20 protein-coding genes are annotated in these 24451 nt (G+C 71.7%); 7 read left to right on the forward strand and 13 right to left on the reverse strand.

The features are described 5' to 3' along the window. Positions 1-53: 53 nt before the first annotated feature. Positions 54-1523, forward strand: a complete 1470-nt coding sequence (locus tag ACVCAG_RS38140; RefSeq protein WP_447191311.1) for a DUF7059 domain-containing protein — start codon at positions 54-56, stop codon at positions 1521-1523. Positions 1524-1837: 314 nt separating this feature from the next. Here the strand turns inward: ACVCAG_RS38140 and ACVCAG_RS38145 are convergent, their stop codons facing one another. Further along, complete coding sequence (locus ACVCAG_RS38145) at positions 1838-4996, reverse strand: AfsR/SARP family transcriptional regulator (RefSeq protein ID WP_447191312.1); 3159 nt, start codon at positions 4994-4996, stop codon at positions 1838-1840. 303 nt (positions 4997-5299) lie between these two features. On the opposite strand from ACVCAG_RS38145, the gene ACVCAG_RS38150 reads away from it, so the two are divergent. Continuing rightward, positions 5300-5779, forward strand: coding sequence for a hypothetical protein (locus ACVCAG_RS38150; protein ID WP_440087854.1), 480 nt, complete (start codon positions 5300-5302; stop codon positions 5777-5779). Positions 5780-6063: 284 nt separating this feature from the next. Here the strand turns inward: ACVCAG_RS38150 and ACVCAG_RS38155 are convergent, their stop codons facing one another. Together ACVCAG_RS38155 and ACVCAG_RS38160 are read right to left on the reverse strand one after the other, a co-directional pair. Next, entirely contained in the window at positions 6064-6708 is a 645-nt protein-coding gene (locus tag ACVCAG_RS38155; RefSeq protein WP_440087855.1) for a GNAT family N-acetyltransferase, read from the reverse strand. Positions 6709-6935: 227 nt separating this feature from the next. Then, positions 6936-8162, reverse strand: coding sequence for a pyridoxal phosphate-dependent aminotransferase (locus tag ACVCAG_RS38160; RefSeq protein ID WP_447191313.1), 1227 nt, complete (start codon positions 8160-8162; stop codon positions 6936-6938). A gap of 201 nt (positions 8163-8363) precedes the next feature. Here ACVCAG_RS38160 and ACVCAG_RS38165 point away from each other — a divergent pair, with 201 nt between their 5' ends. Then, positions 8364-9377, forward strand: coding sequence for a LysR family transcriptional regulator (locus tag ACVCAG_RS38165; protein ID WP_447191314.1), 1014 nt, complete (start codon positions 8364-8366; stop codon positions 9375-9377). A gap of 59 nt (positions 9378-9436) precedes the next feature. Then, positions 9437-10105: a ribonuclease HII gene (locus ACVCAG_RS38170; protein ID WP_440087858.1), complete on the forward strand. Its 669-nt coding sequence runs from the start codon at positions 9437-9439 to the stop codon at positions 10103-10105. 123 nt (positions 10106-10228) lie between these two features. Here the strand turns inward: ACVCAG_RS38170 and ACVCAG_RS38175 are convergent, their stop codons facing one another. The 3 genes from ACVCAG_RS38175 to ACVCAG_RS38185 form a co-directional block, all read right to left on the reverse strand. Beyond that, entirely contained in the window at positions 10229-10615 is a 387-nt protein-coding gene (locus tag ACVCAG_RS38175) for an SCO5389 family protein (RefSeq protein WP_362687966.1), read from the reverse strand. A gap of 63 nt (positions 10616-10678) precedes the next feature. Beyond that, positions 10679-11644, reverse strand: a complete 966-nt coding sequence (locus ACVCAG_RS38180; RefSeq protein WP_440087859.1) for a nucleotide-binding protein — start codon at positions 11642-11644, stop codon at positions 10679-10681. A 367-nt stretch (positions 11645-12011) separates the two neighbouring features. Continuing rightward, a complete protein-coding gene (locus ACVCAG_RS38185; RefSeq protein WP_447191315.1) occupies positions 12012-12464 on the reverse strand; it encodes a hypothetical protein in 453 nt (150 codons plus the stop codon). On the opposite strand from ACVCAG_RS38185, the gene ACVCAG_RS38190 reads away from it, so the two are divergent. Next, positions 12463-14016: a DUF7927 domain-containing protein gene (locus tag ACVCAG_RS38190; protein ID WP_447191316.1), complete on the forward strand. Its 1554-nt coding sequence runs from the start codon at positions 12463-12465 to the stop codon at positions 14014-14016. The two genes, ACVCAG_RS38185 and ACVCAG_RS38190, sit on opposite strands and share 2 nt — an antisense overlap. A 22-nt stretch (positions 14017-14038) precedes the next feature. On the opposite strand, the gene ACVCAG_RS38195 is transcribed toward ACVCAG_RS38190, so the two are convergent. Both ACVCAG_RS38195 and ACVCAG_RS38200 read right to left on the reverse strand, forming a co-directional pair. After that, the gene (locus tag ACVCAG_RS38195; RefSeq protein ID WP_440087861.1) at positions 14039-14599 is read right to left on the reverse strand and encodes a hypothetical protein; all 561 of its coding nucleotides are present in this window, start codon (positions 14597-14599) and stop codon (positions 14039-14041) included. A 171-nt stretch (positions 14600-14770) separates the two neighbouring features. After that, complete coding sequence (locus tag ACVCAG_RS38200; protein ID WP_447191317.1) at positions 14771-16159, reverse strand: LCP family protein; 1389 nt, start codon at positions 16157-16159, stop codon at positions 14771-14773. Positions 16160-16387: 228 nt separating this feature from the next. Here ACVCAG_RS38200 and ACVCAG_RS38205 point away from each other — a divergent pair, with 228 nt between their 5' ends. Beyond that, positions 16388-17299, forward strand: coding sequence for a hypothetical protein (locus tag ACVCAG_RS38205; RefSeq protein ID WP_447191318.1), 912 nt, complete (start codon positions 16388-16390; stop codon positions 17297-17299). Here ACVCAG_RS38205 and ACVCAG_RS38210 read toward each other — a convergent pair. The 5 genes from ACVCAG_RS38210 to ACVCAG_RS38230 form a co-directional block, all read right to left on the reverse strand. Next, on the reverse strand, positions 17257-18168 hold the full coding sequence (locus ACVCAG_RS38210; RefSeq protein WP_440087864.1) for an NAD-dependent epimerase/dehydratase family protein: 912 nt from the start codon (positions 18166-18168) through the stop codon (positions 17257-17259). The genes ACVCAG_RS38205 and ACVCAG_RS38210 overlap by 43 nt on opposite strands. A gap of 73 nt (positions 18169-18241) precedes the next feature. Further along, positions 18242-19927 carry an AMP-binding protein gene (locus tag ACVCAG_RS38215; RefSeq protein WP_447191319.1) on the reverse strand — a complete coding sequence of 562 codons (1686 nt, stop codon included), beginning with the start codon at positions 19925-19927 and terminating at the stop codon, positions 18242-18244. Continuing rightward, the gene (locus tag ACVCAG_RS38220; RefSeq protein WP_440087866.1) at positions 19924-21054 is read right to left on the reverse strand and encodes a cytochrome P450; all 1131 of its coding nucleotides are present in this window, start codon (positions 21052-21054) and stop codon (positions 19924-19926) included. The genes ACVCAG_RS38215 and ACVCAG_RS38220 overlap by 4 nt, the downstream gene beginning before the upstream one ends. Then, the gene (locus ACVCAG_RS38225) at positions 21051-21782 is read right to left on the reverse strand and encodes a glycosyltransferase (protein WP_440087867.1); all 732 of its coding nucleotides are present in this window, start codon (positions 21780-21782) and stop codon (positions 21051-21053) included. Before ACVCAG_RS38225 ends, ACVCAG_RS38220 begins: the two co-directional genes overlap by 4 nt. Next, the gene (locus ACVCAG_RS38230) at positions 21782-22741 is read right to left on the reverse strand and encodes a 3-oxoacyl-[acyl-carrier-protein] synthase III C-terminal domain-containing protein (RefSeq protein WP_440087868.1); all 960 of its coding nucleotides are present in this window, start codon (positions 22739-22741) and stop codon (positions 21782-21784) included. The genes ACVCAG_RS38225 and ACVCAG_RS38230 overlap by 1 nt, the downstream gene beginning before the upstream one ends. 171 nt (positions 22742-22912) lie before the next feature. Between ACVCAG_RS38230 and ACVCAG_RS38235 the strand changes: the two genes are divergently transcribed. Next, entirely contained in the window at positions 22913-24352 is a 1440-nt protein-coding gene (locus ACVCAG_RS38235; protein WP_440087869.1) for an MFS transporter, read from the forward strand. Positions 24353-24451: the final 99 nt, after the last annotated feature.

Below are 24451 nucleotides of genomic sequence, written 5' to 3' on the forward strand. Positions count from 1 at the left end.
TAACAGTCTCATCACCGGGAGCATCCGGACGTGCCCGGTGCGAGGATTGCCCGGTGAACGATCTGCTCGGCCGGCTCAGGGGACTCCTGCTCGACACCGGCTACACCATCGACGGCGTCCGCGAGCGCCTCGGCGACGTCGCCGCCACCGCGCTCTCCCGTGAGGAGACGGTCCCCGCGCTGCGCGCCACCGCGGAGGGCGACCCGCTCGCGGCCCTGATCCGGCTGTGGTGGCTCGGCGCTCCCGTGGAGGCGCGCGGGGTGCCGGCGGGCCTTCCCGTGGAGGAACTGGCCGCCGCGGGCCTGGTGACCGTCGAGGGCGGCCGGATCACCTCCACGGTCCACCTGCAGCCCTGGGAGACCGACGGCGCCGGTGGCTCCGTTGGCTATGTCGTCTCCGACCGCAAGGTCAGGCCGGGTGACCCGGCCCTGCGCCCGGACCACGTCGTCGGCGCGGGCGGCGCCTCGGCGAACCTGGCCCAGCTGGCCTCCCGTCGCCCCGTCGGGCGTGCCCTGGACATCGGTACCGGGTGCGGGGTGCAGGTCCTCCACCTGGCCGGCAGGGCCGAGGAGATCACGGCCACCGACGTCAACCCGCGCGCCCTGGAGCTGTCCCGTCTCAGCTGGGCGCTGTCCGGGATCACCGGCGTCGACGCCCGGCTGGGCTCGCTGTTCGATCCCGTCGAGGACGACCGCTTCGACCTGATCGTCGCCAACCCGCCGTTCGTGATCTCCCCGGCCGGCCGGTTCACCTACCGCGAGTCGGGCTTCCACGCCGACGACTTCTGCCGTGACCTCGTACGCCGGGCGCCCCGTCACCTCGCGCCCGGCGGCACCTGCCACCTGCTGGCCAACTGGCTGCACGTCGGCGGCGAGGACTGGCGCGACCGGGTGGGCGGCTGGCTCGCCGGGACCGGCTGCGACGGCTGGGTGGTGCAGCGCGACGTCCAGGATCCCGCCGAGTACGTCGAGCTGTGGCTGCGGGACGCCGCCGAGCAGGGCACCCCGCGCCACCGCGAGCTCTACGACGACTGGCTCGGCTGGTTCGAGGCGGCGAACGTCACCGGGATCGGCTTCGGCTGGATCACGCTGAACGACTCCGGGAGCCTCGACCCCGTCGTGCGGGTGGAGGAGTACGGGCGGCCGGTGGAGCTGCCGGTCGGCGGATACGTGGACGAGGTACTCGGCTCGATCACCACGGCGCACCGGCTGACCGACGCCGAGCTGCTCGGCTCCAGGCTCGTGGTGGCCGAGGGGGTGCTGGAGGAGCGGGTCGGCCCGCCGGGCGCCGAGGACCCGGCGCGCATCGTGCTGCGGCAGACCGGGGGGCTGCGCCGCAGCGCGGCGGTCGGGACCGTGGAAGCCGCCCTCGCGGGGGTCTGCGACGGCGATTATCCACTGGACCCGCTGCTCGCCGCGATTGCGGAGCTGACCGGTGAGGACCACGATGACCTGCGGACGAAGGCTCCCGCCGCCCTCCGCCCGCTGATCGCGGAAGGGTTTTTCCACATATCCACAGGGTGATCGTCCACAGGCTGTGGATATCGCCGCTATCGCTTGTCAATCGGATGGCAAACGCCGCGGGAGAAGCTCTGGTCGTGGGGCACGGACCCGGGGGGTGAAGGGTCCGTGCCACGTCCGGCCGGCCGTCACAGTGAGGCGGCCGACCCGCGGGCGACGCACCGGATGACCGGGCCCCCTACGCGTCGCCCGGGTCAGACGGCCGGCCGGACCTCCACACCCATCCCGAGCCACGGGGCCCGACTTCGAGGGGAACGCCGGTGATCAACCACGTCTGGATGACGCGTCTCGACGACGACCTGTACGACGGCCTGGGATCAGCTGTCGACCTGGTCGCGCTCCAGCAGAAGACGCAGATCCTCGGCCTCGGGCGCTCCGAGCCTGCCGAACAGGTCGTGGGCACGCTCGAGGCAGTCCCTGCCACGCCCGACCCTGCCGAGACCGTTGAGCGCCTTGCCTAACACCCACAGCGCCTGCGCCTCGCCGTACGGGTGGCTGATCTCCCGGCTCACGGTGAGAGCCTGTTCCGCGTGACGGGCCGCGTCCGTGAAGCGTCCCGCGTTGATGAACGTCTCGGCCAGCCGGGAGCAGACCCGCTGCTCCCAGACCCGCTGCCTGCTCGCCCTGAAGAAGGCGAGGCACTCGGCGTGGTGGTGGACCGCCTCGTTCAACCGGCCGACCCGCGACAGGATCATCCCCAAGTGGTAGCGGGCCCTGGCGGTTCCCGCGCTGGAGCCCATCTCGATGAACAGGGCCAGCCCCTGCTCGGCGGCGGCGATCGCCTCCTTCGGCTGCTCCAGGAACAGGTGGTCGCGGGCGGAGTAGCTGAGCGTCAGGGCCTCCCCGCCCCGCGCCCCGACCTCCCTGAACGCCTCGCGCGCCGCGCCGAACCAGGCCAGGGCCTCCTCGTGGCGGCGCCGCCGCCCGGCCACGACGGCCAGCGCGTTGAGCACCTCGCCGGTGACGATGCGGTCGCCTCCGGCCGACAGCTCCAGCGACGTACGGAACTCCTCCTCCGCCTCGGCCAGCCGGTTGGCGCCGAACAGCACCCGCCCGAGCACGTAGCGGCAGCGCAGCTCGCTGGAGACGGCGCCGATCCGCCGCGCGACGGCCAGCATCTCCCGCGTCCGGCTCTCGAACTCGCGGACGTGGCTCCCCGACTCCAGCAGCGGCTCCATGGCGAGCAGCAGGTCGGCTCCCGGCAGCAGCTCGTCGGCCTTGTCCGCGCAGGTCACCTGGGCGATCGACGCGAACAGCGACTCCGCCTCCACCGAGAGCCAGGCCACCGCCTCGTCGGCGGAGGCGAAGGTGTGACCGGTCCCGGTGACTCCCAGCCGGTCGGCCATCGTGCTGCCCTCGTAGGCGAGGCGGTGCGCCGAGCGCGCGGACGCCAGGTAGAAGTCGAGCAACCGGCGCAGTGCCGCCTCGCCCTCCCCGCCGATGGTCACGCTCACACCGGACCCGCGCCGCTCTCCCCGCTTCGTCTCGCCCTCGGCGCAGCTCTCCTCCGTCGCGTTCTCGGTCCGTTCCGCGACACGGCGGGCGAAGAGCTTGAGCAGGTCGTGGAAGCGGTAACGGCCGGGAGCGGGGGCTTCGAGCAGGCTGGTGTCCACCAGGGACTCGAGGACGTCCTCGGTGTCCATCGGGTCCAGCGCGAGCAGCGCGGCGGCGGCCCCGATCGAGATGTCCGGACCCCCGGGCAGGGAGAGCAGCCGGAACGCGCGGGCCTGGGCGGGGTTGAGCTGGCCGTACCCGAGGGCGAAGGTCGCCTCCACCGCGAGGTTGCCCACGCGCATCTCGTCCAGGCGGCGGCGCTCGTCGGCCAGCCGGGGCACCAGGGAGGCGACCGTCCAGGCCGGCCTGGCGGCCAGGCGCGCCGCCACGATCCGCACCGCGAGCGGCAGGAAACCGCAGGCGGCGACCACGTCCATGGCGGCGGCGCGCTCGGCCTCCACCCTCTCCACTCCGGCGACGATGCCGAACAGCACGAGGGCCTCGTCCGGCTCCATCACGTCCAGGTCGATCAGCCTGGCCGAGGCCAGGTCGGCGAGCTTGCCCCGGCTGGTCACGATCGCCGCGCACCCGGCCGAGCCGGGGAGCAGCTGGCTCACCTGGGCGGCGTCGCGGGCGTTGTCCAGCAGCACGAGCATCCGCCGGTCGGCCAGGAGCGAGCGGAACAGCGCCGACCGCTCGGCCAGGCCGTCGGGGATGGCGTCGGCGGGCAGGCCGAGACCGCGCAGGAAGGCCGCCAGCGCCGACTCGGGCGCGGTCGGTTCCTCGCCGTACCCGCGCAGGTCGGCGTAGAGCTGGCCGTCGGGGAACAGGTCGTGCATGGCATGGGCGACGTGTACGGCCAGGGCCGTCTTGCCCACGCCGCCGATACCGGAGATGGCCGCCACCGGCACGCCCTCGGAGCCGTCCTGGGCCGACAGCAGCGTGCGCAGCCGCGCGATGATCTGGCGGCGGCCGGTGAAGTCGTTCACGGCGGCGGGAAGCTGCGCCGGTCGCGGCAGCTCCGGGCTCGTCGCCGTCGCCCGCGCCTCCGGCGCCCTCGCGGCCTCCGGGTCCGCCTCCGGGGGCGGTTTCGCCTCGGAGCCCTCCCGCGCGGCCGTCTCCGCGGCCTCGGCGGCCCTGCCGACCCCGGCGGGCGCGGCGGGCGCGGGCCGCGACGGTGGGCCGACCGGGGCCGGCGTGAGGGCCGGGTCGCCGGTGAGGATGCGCTGGTGCATGCTCGTCAGGTCGGAGCCCGGCTCGATGCCCAGCTCCTCGATCAGCGTGGCGCGGGTGTCGGCGAAGGCCGCCAGCGCCTCCGCCCTGCGCCCGCACCGGTAGTAGGCCAGCATCAGCTGGGCTCGGAGCCGCTCGCGCAGCGGGTGGTCGCCGGTCAGCGCGATCAGCTCGGACAGGACGTCGGCGTGCCTGCCCAGCTCCAGGTCCAGGTCCATCAGGACCTCGATCACGCTCATCCGGCGCTCGGCGAGCCGCCCGCGCTGGTGTTCGGCGTACGGGCCGACGGCCCCGGCGAGCGGCTCGCCGGTGTGGAGCGCCAGGCTCGCGCGCAGGCTCTCCGCGGCCCGGGCCAGATCGCCCTCGCGGCGCGCGGTCTCCGCCTCCTGAAGGCCGCGCTCGAAGACAAGCAGGTCGAGGGAGCCGCCGTTCAGCCGCAGCGCGTACCCCCTGCCCACGGAGGTGAGCAGCTCGGGACGGGTGCGCGGCGACCTGCCGGGCTCCAGCACGGCGCGCAGCCGGGAGACGTAGGTACGCAGGGCGCCGAGCGCGCGGGGCGGGGCGTCCTCCCCCCAGATCGCGTCGATCATCTCGGCCGGCGTGACCGCCCGGCCCTCCCTCAGCAGGAGCATCGCCAGGATTGAACGTTGCAGCGGAGTGCCCAGATCGAGCTCGGAACCGTCGCGCCATGCCTGGACAGGACCGAGCACCGCGAACCGCAGTCCGTCTTCGCTGCCCTGAACAGCCATTTCTTGAATCTCCGCCCAATGGGAAGTTTTATGGCCAAATGATAGATCCTCCCTTGCTTACCCCGTAGGTAGAGGCTTGCTTGTTCGCCGAGACGTTGATTGCACGTCAATCGGCTGTTGAGCCGTGCCCCCAATGCTGGTGTCGTCGGGCATGGCCCCATACGGGGGCGGCCATGCCCGACATGTCAGTGGATTGCAGGCGTGGATAAAGGCGCGGTAAGTGTGATGCAGGCACCCGGGCCTATCAATGAGCCATGGCTCCTTCGGAAGCCGGGAGCCGCACCCCTCAAGGAGAGAACCACCATGCGCCGCTCGATCACCAAACTTCTCGGTCTCGCCGCCGCCACCGCCGTCATCGCGATCGGTGTCCCCGCCCTCGCCACTCCCGCCTCCGCCGCCACCCTCACCGCCTCGAGCGGGTACGACGAGGAGCCCTGGGGCTACTACTACTCCAAGTACTACGACGACTCCCGCGCCGCTGCCAGGGGCACCGTGTCACTCGACGAGGACGACCGCCTCCACGTCCAGGGCAGGCTCTACGACAAGTACTCGCCGGGCCGGCTCTGCGGCTACGTCCAGTTCAAGTTCGAGACCCACGACGGCGACGAGGACTACACCTGGGCCCGCAAGTGCGGCACCAGCGGCTACCAGCGCTTCCACTACGTCGCGGACGAGATCGACAACCTGCAGGTCAGGGTCTGCTACTGGGACAGGCACCACGCCAAGAAGACGCTGTGCGGCAAGTGGCGCTACATCTACGAGGTCGAGTCCGACGAGGAGTGACCCCGGGTCCCGGTGGATCCGTCCGGCAGCCGTACCGGTTGTGCCGGTGGACGAACACCCTCCCCTCACCCGCGATCTCCGTTCGACCCGCTGACCACGCGAGCCGCGATTCGCGTGCGACATCGGACGAACACCGGGCCCGCCCGAAATTTCGGGCGGGCCTTTTGTTCCATTAAGTAATTAAAATACCGTTTTTGACGCTATGTGCTTTCTGTGTAATTTCTAGCTATTTATCCTTTTGGTCGTTCACCGCTCCTCGTATTACCGCACGTAGGGTGTCCGTCTCACGCGGCCTCGACCAGGCCCATCCGCGCGTGCATCCGTTCTCGGACGACCGGCCATTCGTCACTCAGGATGGAGTAGTACGCGGTATCTCGGACCGTGTCGTCGGCGCCTCGGCTCTCCGCCCGCCGCACACCGTCGAGGTGTGCGCCGAGGGCTTCGATGGCGGCCCGGGAGCGTACGTTCCGTATATCGGCCTTGAGGGTGATGCGGTGGACCTGCCAGGTCTCGAAGGCGAGGGAGAGCATCAGATACTTGCTCTCGCGGTTGACGCCGGTTCCCTGCGCGGAGGCGGAGAGCCAGGTGTAACCGATGTCCGCCACGGACGGGACATCGCCCACCGCCCCACGGGCGCCCGGCGGCCAGGGCATGGGGCCCTGCCAGTACTCCAGGTTCATGAGACGGGTGGCACCGACCACGCGATCGGTGTGAAGCCACCGGATGGCGAAGGGCATCGTGCGGCCCTCCGCCTGCTCAGCCAGAGCGGCCTCCACGTAGGAGACCATCTCGTCCCGGCCATGGGGGACGCGAGTGAAGGCGTAGGTAGAACGGTCTTCACTCGCCGCGGCGACGAGATCGTCGACGACCGCGAGGCTGAGCGGTTCCAGGCGCACGAGGCGCCCGGACAGGGTGACAAAAGCGGGCATGAGCACATAATGAGGGCTCTTTCCCCTGCTTGATACCAAACGACACGAGACATCTTGGTGAGCATCGAGGAACGCAGGTGGCCCGTGGGTCTTCGGGGTAAGAAATACCAGGTCAGGGCCGTTGGCGCCACCCCGGAGACCTCCATCGCCCGAGCGGGCCCCACGGGGTGCGATCACCCCGCCGCAGGGCCCGCGACGGGCGGGACGCGTGCGGGGGCCGCGGGTGCTCACCGCTCCGCGAGCAGGCCGGTCAGCGCCTCGCTCAGATGGTCCAGCGAGGCCGAGATCCAGGGCAGCGCCAGGGGGTCGGGAGCGTCGAGCGCGGCCAGCCGCAGCCGCGTCGTCTCGCCGTACAGGAGGCTGGTCGCCACCCGCACCCGCAGGGCCGCCGGGTCGTCGCCGAAGGCGTGGCCGGGGAGCACCCCGACGCCGTGCCGGTCGAGCAGGCAGGCGGTCAGGTCGGCGGAGGACGCGAAGCCGAGCCCGGTGAAGTCGGGGTAGAGGTAGAAACCACCCCGCGGCGCGTCCACCCGCACGCCCGCGCGAACGAATCGCTCGTACACCGCCCGCGCCACCGCACCGTGCAGCTCGCGGCTCCGGCTCACCCGCTCGACGAGCTCCGGCGGCTCGGTGTAGGCGTACGCCGCCGCCTGCTGGACCGGCGCGGCGGGGCTGGACCAGATCTCGCTCGCCACCGCCAGGAGCCGGTCGCGCAGGGCCGGCGACGGGAGCCGGGCCACGCCGATCCGCCAGCCGCCCAGGGCGAGGCTCTTGCTGAGCCCGCTGGTGATCACGGTTCGCTCGGGAGCCACGTCGGCGGGACTGAGGAAACCGGTGTCCGGGGAGTGGACCAGGTCGCGGTAGATCTCATCGGAGATGATCGTCAGGTCGAGTTCACGGGCGACCTCGGCGATCCGCCGGATCGTGGCCGCCCCGGCCAGCGTGCCGCTGGGGTTGTCGGGAAGCGTGACCAGCAGCGAGCGCACGTCGCGCCCCTGGGCGCGGGCGCGCCTGACCGTCGCCACCACGCGCTCGGGATCCGGCACCCCACCCTCGCCGGGGGGCGTCGGAACGAGCAGGGAGCGCGCCCCGACCAGCTCGGCCTGGGCGGCGTAGCTGACCCAGCTCGGCATCGGCAGCACGATGTCGCCGCCGATCGCCGGCAGCAGGCCGTACAGCAGAGGTTTGCTCCCGGGGCCGCAGACCACCAGGTCGGGGTCGGTGGGCAGGTCGCGCCGCGACCAGTAGCCGGAGGCCGCCTCGCGCAGCGCGGGCGCGCCGGCGACGGGTCCGTAGCCGTTGAGCCCGGACGCCGCGCCCAGTCGCTCGCTCAGGGCCGGATGCACGGGCAGGCCGGCCTCGCCGAAGGCCAGGTGCAGCACGCGCTCACCGGCGCGCCGTCTTCGCTCGATGTCCTCGTTGGCCGCCAGGGTGGCGGAGAGTGTGACGCTCATCGCGGGATCCCTACCTCGTCGTGGAAAGTGCGGAATGTGCTGTGGGGAGGTGCGGAACGTGCCGGGGAGAAGTGCGGACCGTTCGCGGGCGGGACGGACCGCCACGGAACGGTGCGGGCCGTTGTGGAACGCCTTCCAGCCTGGTGGGATGGAGGCATCAGGACAAGCTTCGGTTGTCGTGGGTGGGCGTAAGGAAAACTGATGCTTGATTTACGGAGACTCGTCCTGATCTGTGAGTTCGCTCGCCGGGGCAGCATCGCGGCCACCGCGACCTCCCTCGGTTACAGCCCCTCGGCGGTCTCGCAGCAGCTGGCCGCGCTGGAGCGCCAGGCGGGCGCCGTGCTGATCGACAGGACCTCCAGGAGCGCGGAGCTGACCGACGCGGGGCGGCGCCTGGTCGAGCACGCCGAGCGCATCCTGGCCATGGTGGAGAGCGCCGAGTCCGACCTGTCGGCCCAGGCCGCGACCCCCTCGGGGCGGGTCACCGTGACCGCCTTCCCGACCGCCGCGGTGGCCTTCGCGCCCGCGCTGGCCAGGACGCTGCGCCGGCACGGTGAGCTCACCCTGCGGATGGGACAGGGCCGCTCGGGACGCGGGATGCGCGAGGTGCAGTCGGGCGAGGTGGACATCGCCCTGGTCGACGACTGGTACGGCCGGATGCGCGAGCCCGACACCGTGCGGGTCTTCCCGCTGCTGCACGACCCGCTGGTGCTCGTGGTGCCGCGCAGGCACCGGCTCGCCTCCCCCGACGTCCCGGTCGACCTGTGGGAGCTACGCGACGAGCCCTGGATGGCCACCCCGGACGGCGAGCCCTCCCGGCTGGCGGTGGACCGGCTGATGGCCGACGTCGGCGGTCACCGGCCGGTGCCCTGGGAGTTCGAGGGACTGGGCACGATCATCGGCCTGGTCGCCAAGGGCATCGGCATCGCGGCCGTCCCCGCCCTGGCACTGGCCAGCGGGGTCCGCGGCATCGCCGTCCGCCGGTTCCCCGGGCCACCGGTGGGCCGGGTCGTGTACGCCGTCGCCCGATCGTCCAGCGTCCACCGCCCCGCCGTCTCCGTCACCCTCCGGGCCGTCCACGTCGCCGCCCGGCTCCTCGCCGCCGACCTGGAGGGGGTCGAACCGGCCTCCCGGGAACGCCCGGAGGCCCAGCCGGGGCTCGAAGCCCCGGATGAGGTGACGGCCGAAGGCCCGCATCGGGATGACGACGCCTGACCGGGGTGGTGTTCCATCGGGATGGCGTCCGGAGGCTCGCGGCCCGGTAACGTCGGCACGTGCCTCCCACCTACGCGCTCGAGCGGTTGCTGAACGACGGCGGTTCCAAACTGGTCGCCGGGGTGGACGAGGTCGGGCGCGGGGCCTGGGCCGGTCCGGTGGCGGTCTGCGCCGTGGTCACCGACCTGTCGGAACCGCCCGCCGGGCTCACCGACTCGAAACTGCTCACCCCCGCCCGCCGCGCCGCCATGGTCTCCGAGATCACCGCCTGGGCGGCCGGGATCGGGTACGGCGAGGCGTCCCACGAGGAGATCGACGCGCTCGGGATGACCGAGGCCCTGCGCCGGGCGGCCAGGAGGGCGCTGGCCGGGCTTCCCGTCCGGCCCGACGTGGTCGTTCTGGACGGGAAACACGACTATCTGGGCGCGCCCTGGCCGGTCAGGTGCGAGGTCAAGGGCGATCTTTCCTGCGTCTCGGTGGCCGCGGCCTCCGTGATCGCCAAGGTTCGGCGGGACACCTACATGGCCTCGCTGGGTTTCGAGGAGTACGGGTTCGCCGACAACGCGGGCTACCCCTCACCGGTCCATCAGGCGGCGCTGGCCGCCCTCGGCCCGACGGAGCATCACCGCCTGTCCTGGTCCTATCTGGACGACCTCCCCCGGTGGCGCCACCTCAAGAGGCATCGCAACCCGCTGGCCGGAGAGGGTCAGCTCGGGCTCTTCGGGTAGACACGCCTTTCTTCGGGGGGCGCCCCGCTCTCCGGGAACGGGGCGCTCCGCTCTCCGGGAGCGGGGCGCCCTGCTCTCCGGGAACGTCCGGCCGGGGAGGTGATCCGCCTCGGAACGAGGCCGTCAGCAGTCGACCAGCTCGGGCGTCTGGTTGAGGATCTGCGACCTGGCGGTGACGAACTCCGCGTGGGCGCCGGTGGCGGACGGGTCGAAGACGGCGACCCGGTGGCAGTTCTGGAAGGCCAGCCTCACCCCGAAGTGGCGCTCCAGGGCACCGCGCATGGCGTCGCTGGCGAGAGCGCGCAGGAGTTGGCCACGAGCGGCCTCGTCCGGCGGGGGCACCGTGTTGTCGGCGAACTCGGCACCGGTGTGCTCGCGCTCCTTGACCAGGTCGCTGATGAGCGACCAGGCGTATGGAAGGGAGTCTCTGACACAGGTGACGAATGCCGCGTCTTCCACCTCACCGGCCTTGGCCTGGTCGAGAAGATCGTTCGAAACGGTCAGCGACATGCTGCGTTCTCCTCACAGAAGGGGATTCATCAGACACTAGGTCGGGCCTACGGATCGCTCCATCTAGCGGGAGAGCGACACTCGCGTTGGCCCGAAGACGAAGCCGGGATCGATCTGGGCCGCCAGATCCTCACCGGTGGCCCTGTTCGCCCAGGCCTCCGCGTTGCGGAGGTGGAACTGCACGGCCTGGCGCCCGAAGCGGAACCAGTCCTTCTCCTGGGCGTCGAGATGGTCGAGAATCATGCTCAGAGCCCGGGAGTTGGCCGGTTCGAGGTCCTGGAGGGTGAAGGGACGGCCCTGCTCCATCGCGCGGATCGCCGCGGAGTGCTCCAGGCAGACCAGCAGGTCGTCGCCGACCTGGTCGCGCAGGAATGCCACGTCTCCCGGACCGTGGATCTTGTTGCCGACCACCGCGACCGGCACGCCGTAGTCGGCGGCGTAGTCGCGGTACTGCCGGTAGACGCTCACGCCCTGGCGGGTCGGCTCGGCCACCAGGAAGGTCATGTCGAAGCGGGTGAACAACCCCGAGGCGAAGGAGTCGGCCCCGGCCGTCATGTCGACCACGACGTACTCGCCCGCGCCGTCGAGCAGGTGGTTCAGATAGAGCTCCACGGCGCCGACCTTGGAGTGGTAGCACGCCACTCCCAGGTCGTCCTCGCTGAACGGCCCGGTGACCATGAGCCGGGGCCCCTCGGGCGTGGCGGCGGAGAATCGGGTGTGGATCGGGTCGTCCTGCTCGTCGAGGCGGAGCAGCCGCGAGCCGGACCCCGGCGGGGTGGTCTTGACCATCGCGGAAGCCGATGAGATGCGGGGGTTGTCGCCCCGCAGGTATTCCTTGATCTCGGTCAGGTGCGAGCCCATCGGCCTCGGCAGCGCACCCTCGCTCATCCCCAGCGCCATGCCCAGGTGCTGGTTGATGTCGGCGTCGACGGCCACGACGGGGCCGCCCCGGCTCGCGGTGTATCTCGCGAAAAGAGCCGACAGGGTCGTCTTGCCGCTGCCGCCCTTGCCAACGAACGCCACCCTCATAACGACGATCCAATCTGATTATGAAAATCATTTCAAGCCTTCTGGGGGCCCATCATGCCACGGAGGGCGGGGGTGCGGGGTGCGTATCGCGAGGAGAAGAGCAGACGCTCTTGCGTTGCGAACGCGGATGAGAGTGATCTCCCATGACAGATAGGGGTGAAAGGGGCGAGGGAAAACACCTGCCATGTCATGACCGGTGCCAAAGATCCGCTGTTACCGCTTCGAGGTCTCCTGTGCGGACTCGGCAATCCTCTTGGGGATCGGCGGGGTGGATGTTTACCGTCGGCGCCGGTGAGATCCGGCCGATCCGGGTATCCCACCCCGAGTCGGTTGATCTTGACTCCCCCTGCAAGATCGTGGACAAGGGTCAGCAAGGGGCTTTGGTGGTACGTATCGGTACCTGGTCGCGTCGCGTTTTCGCGCGGCGGGTTCCTGAACAGCGGTTTTCCGGGCGAAGGGTCTCCGGACGGCGGTTTCCCGCGCGGTGGGTCCCCGATCGGCGGCTTTCCTGGTGGTTGGTCTCCGGACGGCGAGCCGGTGGGTTCGCCGCGTGCGGGGTCGCGCTCGCGGTGCTCGTGACGCCGGCGCCCGTTCTCGCCGCATCCGGGACGGGTGGGGCGGAGGCGTCCTCGCCGTCCTCGCCGTCCTCGCCGTCCGTCCGGACGAAGGCCGAAACTCCCTCGACGACGGCCGCGGACGGAAAGTCCCCGTCGGTTCCGGTGGTGAGGGGGAGGTCTTCGCCCACGGCGGTGGTCAGGGGGAAGCCTTCGGCGGTGACGACGACGGTGACGAAAAAGGGGAAGCCCTCGCCCGCGTCCATGACGGGAAAACGGGTCGCGCGGGGCGCCGCCGACGACGAGAGCCGCGCGACGGCAAGGGCCGGGGACTCGGAGGTCGAGGAATCGGCGGGTGGTGAGTCGGAGGTCGAGGAATCGGCGGGTGGTGAGTCGGAGGTCGAGGAATCGGCGGGTGGTGAGTCGGAGGTCGAGGAGCCGGCGGGTGGTGAGTCGGAGGTCGAGATCACCAAGACGGCCTCGCCCGTCCTCGCCAAACCCGGCCAGAAGGTCACCTACACCGTCAGACTTCGCAACGCCGGTGATACCGGTCGATCGAACTTCACCTTCACCGACGACCTGTCGGGCCTGCTCGACGACGCGCGCTTCGACCACGACCAGTCGGCCACCTCGGGGACGGTGTCCTTCACCGCGCCCGAGGTGACCTGGACCGGTGACGTGGCCGCCGGTCAGACGGTGACGGTCACCTACGGCGTCACGGTGGACGACCCTCCGGCGGGAGACCTGCGCCTCTCCGGCGAGCTGGTCGGCCCCGAGGGGTCCAACTGCGCGGCCGGTTCCGCCGATCCCGCCTGCGGGAACCTCGGCGCGCCCGGCCTGCCGCTGCTGTACGTCCTCATGACCGCCGACAGGGAGACCGCGGCTCCCGGCCAGGTGGTCACCTACACGATCACCGTCGGCAACGTCGGCAACGCCGTCTATCCGGGGGCCACGCTCACCGGGGAACTCTCCCGGGTCCTCGACGACGCGGCCTACAACGGCGACGCGCGGGTCACGAGAGGCACGATCTCGTACGGCGCGCCGAGGCTGGCCTGGACCGGCGACATCCCGGTGGCCGAGACGGTCACGATCACCTACAGCGTGACCGTCGGCGCCCCGGCCACCGGGGACGGGGTGTTGGACAGCGCCGTCCAGGCCCCCGGGGGCGGGACGAACTGCCCGCACCCGGCACCGTGGTCCGCCAGGCTCGCCGCTCCCGTTCCCGGCGCGGGTCTCGGCTGCGCGCAGCGGGTCGCCGTCGAGGGGACGACGAACACCGGGGCGCTCGCACCCGAGGCGTCCGAGCCGGGTGACGTCGCGGTGGACGCGAAGCCCGGATCCGACTGCCCGGCGGGGTCGTCCGGCCCCGGCTGCGAGAGGCGGCCGGTGGAGACCGCCCCCGCCCCGGCGACCGCCGACGGCTCCTCCCCGGCATCCGAGACCGTCCCCGGCCCGGCATCCGACACGGCGTCCGACCCGGATTCCGCGCCGATTCCCGCTCCCGGCTCGGTACCCGAGCCCGCCCCGGTTCCCGGTCCGGCACAGGCGTCCGCCTCCCCCTCGGAGGGAACGCCTGCTCCCGGCCCGGAGCGGACGCCGGTGCCCGCGCGGGTGCCGGAGCCGCCCTCCGACCCGTCGTGCGTGCCGGGGCGGGGACGGTCCTTCTCGGTCCCCTGCCCCGCCGGTTGGTCTCGCGTGGAACAGGCCGGCCCCTCGCTGCCGTTCACGGGCCTGCCGTTCTGGCCGGTCCTGGCGGGACTCCTGCTCTTCGGCCTCGGTCTGGCCCCGCGGCTGCGTGCCCGGCGAGGGAGGCCATAGCCGGGCTCTCGGCGCGGGCGGATCAGACCGGCCGGACCCGACGGCGACGACGGAGCAGGAACGCGCCGGTGACCAGTCCCGCGACGACGGCGGAGGCCAGCGAGACCGGCAGGACCCAGTCGGCCGTCTTCTCCGGCGCGGCCACGGTGTTGATGTCCGTGGCGCAGACCAGCACAGGTCCGGTGGCGCTCCTGCGGGCGCAGGCCGTCGTCGCCAGGTTCTGCACCGCTGCTCCCGCGACCGCGCCGACCCGGGCGCTCACATGGACGACGGCGTCCTTCTGGGGCGGGACGTTCACCGTCCACGCCACCTTGCCCTGCTTCACCCGCCCTCCGGCGTCGGCCTTCACGAAGGTCATCGACGGCGGCAGGGACTGCACCAGGAGGACGCGCCTCAGCTGGGCGGTCCCCTGGTTGCTGATGCGGAGTGTGTACGTGTTCTCCGCGCCCGGAGCGGTCTCCCTCGCCCCGTCGTCGAGGGAGATGGAGACCGAGGGGACCGGATCGGCCCAGGCGAGGGGCCATCCAAGAGTGGGTGCGGCGATTGCGGCGAGCAGACCCACGCTCGCCAGATGACGTTTCATCCTCGAACCTCCATGATGACGCTAAGTAATCACTCCATAACAGCATTCCGACCCTCGTGGGCGCTCTCAACGCGCCGGACGCGCCGAGCGTGTTGTCCGCCGGTCCGCCGGTCCGCCGGTTCACCGGCCTGTCGGGTCGTCAGCCCGTCGGTTCGTCGGCCCGCCGGGTCGTCAGTGGCAGGCGGAGTCGAGGATGACGGCGTTCGTCTCGGCGCGTTCGCCCGCGTTCCTCCGGTTTCCGGCCTGCAGCGCGGGCACGGAGCGGGGTGGGGCGGGCGGCGCCGCCAGAGTGGAGATGACCTCGCGTCTGATCAGGTGGTAGTCGGGCGCACCCGAGTAGATCAGCGGGGGGACGAACTGGAGACTCCTGATCCTGGAGTCCTTCACCTTCTCCGCCAGCTCGACCAGGTCGGGCAGCAGCTGCCGCGGGATGTCGGTGGAGATCGCGTCGACGGCGGCGGTGGCCAGTTTCTCGAAGCTCTGGAAGACCGCCATCGGATCGGCCTGTTTGGCGACGGCGTTCAGCAGGCACTTCTGGCGGCCCATCCGCACGTAGTCGTCGCTGTCGGTGCGGGACCTGCCGTACCAGAGCGCCTCCTCGCCCGAGAGTTTCCGCCTGCCCGCCTCGATGAGGCCCTCGTTCTGCCTGCCGTACACGATGGGGTCCTTGATGCGGACCCGCACGCCGCCTATCGCGTCGACGATTTCCACGAAACCCCTCATGTCGACCATCGCGTAATAGGGGATGTCGAGCCCGAGGATGCCGCTGATCGTCCTTTTCAGGAGTGTCGGGCCGCGGTGCCGCTTGTTCTGCCGGGGAACCATCTCGGGGTAGTCCTCGGCGTACTGGTAGACCTCGTTGAGCAGGCCCGGCGTGTACGGCGGCTCGCCCTGGAAGCCGTAGGGGAAGCGGTCGCGGGCCGGGCCGGGCGGCATCGGGACGTCCTCCAGGTTCCTGGGCAGGCCGAACAGCACGGTGTCGCCGGTCCGGGTGTCGACGCTGGCCACGGTCATGCTGTCGGTGCGTACGCCGACCCGGTTGGCCGCCGCGTCCGCGCCGACGAGCAGGATGTTGAGCCGGTCCATGCCCTTCCACGGGTCCTCCACCGAGATCGGCGTGGCGCTTTCGGCGAACACCGAGGTCACCACGTTGTGGGAGACGTAGGCCAGCCGGGCCGCGTAGACCATGGGAGAGATCACCAGCACGCACAGCACGCCGATGGCGGCGGCCGAGAGGTACTTGGCCGCGGGGGGCGCCGTCTCCGGCCGTACCAGCAGGTAGGAACGGATGATCACGGCGACGGCCACCGTGGCGACCAGCATCGCGGTGAGCGCGAAGACCCAGAGCCAGGCCGGTTGCACGGCGAGGGAGAGCAGGGAGGGGCCGGCGGTCAGCACGGCGGTCGCGGCGGCTCCGGCGAGGGTGAGCTCGATGCCCATCAGGAAGGCGCCGGTCAGGCGGCGGCCCACCCAGATGTGGGCCAGGCCCCAGAGAACGGCCGATCCCAGCGTCAGTGCCAGGCTCGATCCGACGCCTGTTCGCCCCGTATTGCCTGCCATAGCCGTGACATCTCCTGTCCGTCAGCCCAATACGTCGCAGGTTAGTAACGGTTTTCGGTTGAATCGGCTATGTGGTTGTTCGACGCGCTGGGGGTGGTGGGTCAAGGTTTGTAAACCAGATCTCGCCGTCGCGATGACGCTGATCCCCAAGTTCGCGTCAAAAAGAGTCCGTAACCGGTTTTGCCCGGCAAACGCGGGGATTCCCAGGTAAAGCGGTTAGGGGGCCCCGTGCGTAGAGTGATCGGTTCGATTTTGATCGCGCTCGGATGCCTCCTCGCTCCCTTCGCCCTCACCGCCCACTGGGCGGCGAACGAGATCGCGGACCCCGACCGTTACCTCCGCAACGTGACCCCGCTGGCCGCTCACCCGGCCGTCAAGAGCGCCGTCACGAATCGCGTCACCGACGAGATCGTCGTGCGGTTGCGCGGGCTGGGGCTCTCGGTCGGCGGGGAGCTCATCCGCGAGACGGTGAAGGCCGGCGTCAACGACGACTTCGCCGTCGCCTGGGTGGACATCAACAAGCTGACGCACCGCCGGTTCCTCGCGATCCTGGGTCACTCCCCGAATGCCGGCGTGCAGGAAGACGGTGTCGGCTACGACCTGGCCCCGGTGTACGAGCTGGTCAAGCGGAGGTTGCAGGTCGCCGGCATGGGGGACGCCTCGCGCCTGCCCGAGGCGCACCCCGTCACCCTGCTGCTGCCCGCCTCCGCCATGATCACGATCGACAAGGTCTACGACGAGCTCATCTCGCTGAGATGGGTCCTGCTGGGCCTGTCGCCGGCCCTGATCGTCGCGGGGGTGGCCCTGGCCCGTGACCGGTGCACCGCGCTGATCGGCGCCGGGCTCGGCCTGGCCGCGAGCATGCTCGCGCTGGCGATCGCCATGTCCGCGGTTCGCAACGTCTACCTGCCCGGTGTCGTCGCCGGTGGCCTGTCGTACGCCGCCGTGGTCGCGATATTCGACGCGCTGACCGCCTTCCTGAGGAACGGCCTTCGGATGATCTTCACGCTGGGCCTGCTCATGGCGGCGGCGACCTTCTTCGTCAGGGGCAGGCTCGTCCGTTCCAGGCTCGCGGCGGCGGCGTTCGAGGCCCGCGCTCACCAGGCCGCGGAACCCTCGAAGGACGTTCCCGAGGGGTGATAGCCGAGCCGGGTGCGCGCGGCGGTGATGTCGAGGGTCCGCTCGACGGCCAGGTGGCCCGCGGCGTAGCGGGTCAGCCGGGGCGGGCGCGGGCGCCGGAGCAGCCGTGACACGGTCTCGGCGACGGCGGCGAGGGGGTCCACCAGCGTGAGCGGCAGGTAGTACGGTTCGGCGTCGATGCCGCGTTGCCCGAGGATCGCGCGCAGGGCGTCGTCGAGCACGACGGGCTCGGCGTCGGTCACGTTGAAGACGCCGTGGTCGACCGGGCCCTCGGCGGCGAGCAGACAGGCCTGGACCAGGTTGTCCACCGAGGTCAGGCTGACCCGCTGGCGTCCGTCGCCCACCGCGAGCAGCCTGCCGCCCCGGACCGCGCCGAGGACCCGGGGGAGCAGCGTGGTGTCCCCCCTGCCGTAGACCGCGTGCGGCCGCAGGATGACCGCCCGCTCCAGGCACCGCTCCGCGGCGGCCTTCGAGGCGCCGTACGCGTTGGCGTACCGCCCGACCGGGGCGGCGTCCTCGGCGGCCATCACGGTCGGCAGGAACGGGTCGTAGACGCTCGCCGTGCTGACGTGCACGAACCTGGCGCCGGGGAAGGCGGCGGCGGCGTTGCGGGTGCCGTCCACGTTGGCGGCCCAGATGTCACGCGGCGGCCCCCAGTCCGTGACGCTCCCGGCGCAGTGGATCACCACGTCCACCTCCCCCGGGAACGTCACGGGCCGGGGGCCGAGAAGATCCCACGACGTGTACGGAGCGCCGCCGACGTGCCCGCCGCCCACCCGGGGCCGCCTGCCGAAGGCCGACACCGTCCAGCCCCGTGCCACGGCCGCGCGGCAGACCGCGCCCCCCACGAATCCGGAGGCGCCCGTCACCGCGATCCTCGGTCCCCGGCCGGTGGGCCCGCCAGGCACGGCGGGCCCGGCGGGCCGCTCAGGCACGGCCCGCTCAGGCACGGCGGGCGACCAGGTCACGCAGGGCGGCCCGGTCGAGTTTGTCGGCCCGGCCCGAGCGGGGGAAGGCGTCGAGCGGCTCGATCCGGTCGGGCAGGGCCGCGGCGTCCACGATCTCGGGAAGCGCCCTGCGCAGCAGGCCCTCGTCGTAGCCGTCCGCGGGAACGACGGCCAGCACGACCTCCTCGTCCCCGGTCTCGGGGTCGGGGAGCCCGACGATCGCGGCCTCGGCCACCCCGGGCAGCGCCGCGACACCGGACTCGTACAGGCCCGGGTAGATGTTGACCCCGTCGCGGAGGATCATGTCCTTCTTCCGGCCGAGCAGCACCAGCCGGTCTCCCTCGAGCCGGACCAGGTCGCCGGTGGCGATCTCCCGCAGCGGCTCCTCGCCGAGATAGCGCCGGGCGAGGTGGGGGCCGGAGACGAACAGCTCGCCGTCCTCGGCGATCCGGACGCCGACGCCCGGCAGGGGCGCCCCGAGCAGATCTCCCCCGGTCTGGGCCAGCTTCTCCCGGGCGGACGCGATCGCGATGGGGAGCGCCTCGGTCATCGCGTAGACCGACAGGACCTCGGGCCCGGCCTCGATCGCCCGGCGGAGCACGCCCGGCGGGGCCGGGGCGGCGCCGAGCAGGAGGTAGCGGAGGGTCGCGGGGAGCCTGGGGGTCTCGCGCAGCAGCCTGTCCAGGTGGACCGGGACGGCGAAGGTGTGGGTGGCCCGCCGCGCGGCCAGTTCCGCGGCGAGGTCACCGCCCCCGGGCAGGGACCAGGTCGCCCCGGCGAGCAGGGCGGGGAGTCCGAGCATCAGCTGGTCGGTGTGCACGACGTCACCGGGACCCAGCGGGAACACGCTCCGGAACATCTCCAGCCCGGCCGCGAGGGACCCCCGGGTGTGCACCACCCCTCGGGGGCGTGCCGTGGTGCCCGAAGTGAAGATCACTGCCGCTGGTTGGTCCGGGTCTGTCCCGTACGCCGCCGGACCGGTCGCGGGAGCGGTCTCCCGGCGGACGGCCTCGCCGTCCCGACCGGCCGGGCCGGTGGGGCCGCCGGACGACCGGAGGATCCGGGAGAGCCGCAGCGCCCCCCGGGGAACTCCCGGCAGCCACGGGCCCGCGTACAGGTGGCGGACGGGGTGGCCGGGAAGCGGGTTCGCGAGGTCCGGAAGGAGCAGGCCCCGGCGGCGGGCCAGACTTCTGAGCGGACCGCTCAGGGTGTAGAGCAGGGACTCGCTGACCACCCACGTGGGCCGGGTCGCGGCCATCCGGGCCGCGAGCACGTCGGGCGCCAGGCCGGGGTCCGCGAGGACGAGCGTCCCGCCCGCCGCCACCGCCCCCAGTGCCAGCGCCACCGCGTCGACCCCGGGCCGCACCGCGAACAGCACCCCGTCCCCCGGCCGCATCCCGGCTCCCGGACGCGTCCGGCCCTCCGCTCGCTCCCCGCTCTCCGGACCCGCCCCGGCTCCCCGCAGCGTCCGGCCCTCCACCCGCGCCCCGCCCTCCGGGCCCGCCCCGGCTCCCGGACGTCCTCGGCCCTCCGGCGCCGGCCCGCCCATCGCGTCGCGGACCGCCGACACCCGGCGGGCCAGCTCACCGTAGGTGATCTCGCGGCTCCGGCCGTCGACGATGGCGGTCCGCCCCGGCTCCCGGGCGGCGACCGCCATGATCCCGCTGACGATGTCGTTCACGCGGCACCGGCCCGGCCGACCCACAGGTGCTCGTAGGTCGGGATGAGGACCCCCCTGGCCGCGCGTCGCCGTACGACGCGAAGCGGGTGGGAGAGCAGGACCGAGGCCACCGCCCGGATCTCCGCCAGGGCCAGCGGGTAGCCGATGCAGAAGTGCGGCCCCGCGCCGAACCAGAGCCTGCGCAGCTCGGGCGGGTGGGCGCGGGAGGGGTCGAACGGGCCGTACGCCCTGGCGCAGTTGTGGGTGACGATCAGCACCCGGTCGCCGGGGCGCACCCGCGTCCCGCCGACGCGCGCCGGAGCGGCCACCGAGCGCAGCATCAGCGGGGTCGGCGTGGTGACCCGCATGGCCTCCTCGATGACCACGTCCAGGTCGCCGACCGGAGTCCGGTGGTCGTGCAGGAGGGCGACGAGCCGGGGGACGAACGTGGCGACGGTCTCGGTACCGGTCAGGAAGAACGCCCCGGCCGCGCCCCTGGCCTCGGCCGCGGACAGCCCCTGCGCCCGCATCCGGCCCATGACCGTGGACTCGTCCCCGGCCTCGTAGGCGGCCTGCGCGATGTCCCCGATCCGGTCGAGCACCCGCCTGGCGACGGCCACCTGCCGGTCCGACAGCCGCCGCGAGCGCAACGAGACCATCGAGACGACCCGCTCCCCGTCCGCGAACAGCTCCCTGGCCCGCGCCTCGGAGACCTCGCCCAGCCCGATCACCCGGCAGATCACCGCCCCGGCCATCAGCCGCATGGCGTCCACCAGGTCGACCGTCTCGCCCCGCTCCAGGCGCGCGGAGAGATCGTCGAGCGGCCCGCGGAGCACGTCGTCTACCAGCGCGGACACGTAGCCGGTGGTGAACAGCGGCATCAGTTTCCTGCGGAGCGCGAGATGGCCGGGTCCCTCCATGTTGAGCAGCACGGAGGGGCCGAGCACGGGTGTCCACAGGTCGCCGGGGGATCCGGGGCCGTCCTTGCGGAACCGCTCGTCCATCAGCACGGCCCGCGCGACGGCGGCGTCGTTGACCACGACACCCAGCCCGGGGACGCGCACCACGGGCCCGAGCCGGGCCAGCAGCCGCATGAGCGGGTAGGCGAAGGGGTGGGCGGCCAGGTGGAGGCGGGTCTCGTGCCTCACCGGACGTCGATCACTTCGGGCCGGTAGTGGTGGTCGGCGTACCAGGCGAGGGTGCCCGCGAGACCGTAGGCCCGCAGCCTGCGCACGGAGCCGAAGACCACCACGTCGCGACGCGAGGCGTACGCGGGGGTGAGGGTACGCACCCGGTTGACCAGGGCGCGGTCCTCGTGGACCTCCTCGATCGCGGTCCTGGGGAAGCCGCCCGCGCGCTCGTAGAGGTCCGCGGTGATGGCCAGGGTGGCGCCGGGCATCATCACGTACGGGCCGCGGTAGCGCGGGTCCCTGTTGCCGGGCCGGAACCGGCCGAAGGTCGCCGCCACCTCCACCACGAACGGGATGAGGTGGCGCTCCCAGAACTTCAGCCGGAACTCGTCGGTCCGGGGCCGCAACTGCCCGCCGACCATCTCCAGCCCGTCGCCGAAGGCCCGCCGGATGTTGCGCACCCAGTCGGGGCGGGGCAGGCAGTCCGCGTCGGTCCTGGCCAGGTGGGTCGCCCCGTGCGCGATGGCGTGGCGCATGCCGGTGTCGGAGGCGGCGCCCGTGCCCTTCCTCGTCTCGACGACCACCCGGACGCCGTGCCGCCGTACGACCTCGGCGGTGCCGTCGGTGCTCGCGTTGTCCACCACGAGCAGCGTGAAGTCCCGGTCGTCCTGCTCGGCCAGCGCCCGCAGCGTCGCCTCGATGCCGGGGGCCTCGTTGTAGGCGGGGACGATCACCCAGAGGTCCATCACATCTCCGCCAGCATCACGCCGGTGCTGATCCCGCCGCCCAGCCCGAGCAGCGCCACCCGGTCACCCGGCCGCCAGCCGCCCAGCGCGAGCTGGAGCGGCAGCGTCGTCGAGGCGCAGTTGCCGTGCTCGGGCAGGCTGACCACGAGCCTGTCCTCGGGGATGTCGAGCACCTCGGCCAGGAAGCGCAGGTAGGGCATCGCCACCTGGTGCACCGCCACGATGGCGAAGTCGTCCCAGGTCAGGCCGGTGCGCTTGAGCGCGTTGAGGAAGATGTCCGGGCCGATCGCCTCGAAGGCCTCCTTCAGCCGGCGCCCGTCGCCGCGGAAGTAGGAGTACTCGGGGTCGCGGGGGTGCGCCGAACCGCCTCCGGGCAGGGTGCCGACCGCCCAGGCCGTGGAGTCGGCCGCGAAGTCGCGGTAGAAAATGCCACGTTCCATGTCGGCGGCGACCGTGACCGCGGCCCCGGTGTCCGACAGCGTGTAGCCCGCGAACGAGTCGACGAACTGCGCGCGGTCCCTGACCCGCCACCGGATCGCCCGCGACGGGATCTCACCCGAGCAGACCAGCACCTTGCGGTGCGCGCCGGTCAGGATCAGCGCCTCGGCGATCTGGATCCCGTTGAGCATGCTGTTGCAGGCGTTCTTGACGTCGAACACCGGGCACGAGAGTCCCAGCTTGGCCGCGACGATGTGCGCGGTGGCGGGCTCGACCATGTCCTGGGAGGCCGACGCGAAGACGAGCAGGTCGACGTCGGAGTGGTCGAGCTCACGGGCCGCCTCCGCGGCGAGGTCCGACGCCTGCTGGTCGTCGCGGGCCACGTGACGGCGCCGGATTCCCGTCAGCCGCTCGACGACGCCTCCGTGGGGCACGTAGCCCTCGATCCGCCGTTCGACGTCCGCGCTGGACACGGTCCGCTCCGGCAGATACGTCGCGACGCCCGTGATCCGGGCTTTCATTGATCTCCCTGAACAGCGTCAAGTCTCCCCATGCTCGCGCAATGTATCTAAAACACGGTGATTTGTCCTGATCGCGGGGAGGTGAAGCGGGCAAATGGGAGGGAGGAGAACACCAAAACGACGGAACTCACTCCGGTATGAGCCGGCCGTGAGGGGGTAGCAGGTGCCGCCATGAGCGACGTTCGAACGGGACCGGTGACCACGAAGGTCCCCGCGCGGTTGGACCGGTTGCCATGGTCACGGTGGCACTGGATGGTCGTCATCGGACTCGGCACCGTCTGGATCCTCGACGGTCTCGAAGTGACGATCGTCGGAAACCTCTCCGCCCAGCTGGCCAAGGAGGGCAGCGGCCTGGCGATCACCCAGGCCCAGGTCGCGGGTACCGCCGCCGCCCTCTACGTGGCCGGAGCGTGCCTGGGGGCGCTGTTCTTCGGCTGGCTCACCGACAGGTTCGGCCGCAAGAAGATGTTCATCATCACGATGGTCGTCTACCTGGTCGCCACCGCCGCGACGGCGTTCTCGTTCTCCGCCTGGTGGTTCTTCCTGTTCCGGTTCCTGACCGGGTTCGGCATCGGCGGCGAGTACGCCGCCATCAACTCGGCCATCGACGAGCTCATCCCGAGCCGGCACCGGGGCAGGATCGACATCATCATCAACGGCAGCTTCTGGCTCGGCGCCGCGGGCGGCGCGCTGCTGACGGTGCCGCTGCTCAACAACCTGCCGCTGAACATCGGCTGGCGCGTCGCGTTCGGCATGGGCGTGGTGCTCGGCCTGGCCATCCTGCTGGTGCGCAGGAACGTGCCGGAAAGTCCACGCTGGCTGTTCATCCACGGCCGTGACGAGGAGGCCGAGGGGCTGGTCGACGGGGTGGAGAAGCAGATCGAGCGGGAGAAGGGCGTCAAGCTCGACGAGCCCGAGCGGTCGATGACCATCCACCAGCGCAAGTCCATCGGGTTCGGCCGGATCGCGCACACCATGGTCGCCCGCTATCCCAAGCGCACCGTCCTCGGCCTGTCGCTCTTCATCGGCCAGGCGTTCCTCTACAACGCCGTCACCTTCGGGTACGCGCAGATCCTGTCGACCTTCTTCGGCATCGAGACCGAGACCGGCTACTACTTCGCCGTCATCGCGATCGGCAACTTCCTCGGTCCGCTCCTGCTCGGGCGGTTCTTCGACACGATCGGCCGCATCCCGATGATCTCCGGCACCTACATCCTGTCCGGGGTGCTCCTTTTCGGCACGGCCTGGCTGTTCAACCAGGAGGTGCTGACCGCGACCACGCTCACCGCCTGCTGGTGCGTCGTGCTCTTCTTCGCCTCCGCCGGGGCGAGCTCGGCCTACCTGACCGTCAGCGAGATCTTCCCGATGGAGACCCGGGCCATGGCGATCGCGTTCTTCTACGCGATCGGCACCTTCGTCGGCGGCGTGTCCGGGCCACTGATCTTCGCCGGCCTCGTCGAGAGCGGCAGGCCCGGTGACACCGCGCTGGCCTTCTGCATCGGCGCGACTCTCATGGTCGCCGCCGGGCTGGTGGAGCTCTTCCTCGGGGTCAAGGCCGAGGGCAGGGGCCTGGAGGACATCGCCGAGCCACTGAGCACCGCGGCCGACTGAGGACCGTCTCCGCCTGAGCACCGCGGTCGGCTGAGGATCGCGGCCGGCTGAGGATCGCGGTCGGCTGAGGATCGCGGCCGACCGAGGGACGCTGCTCTG

The organism is Streptosporangium sp. G12 (assembly GCF_052983175.1).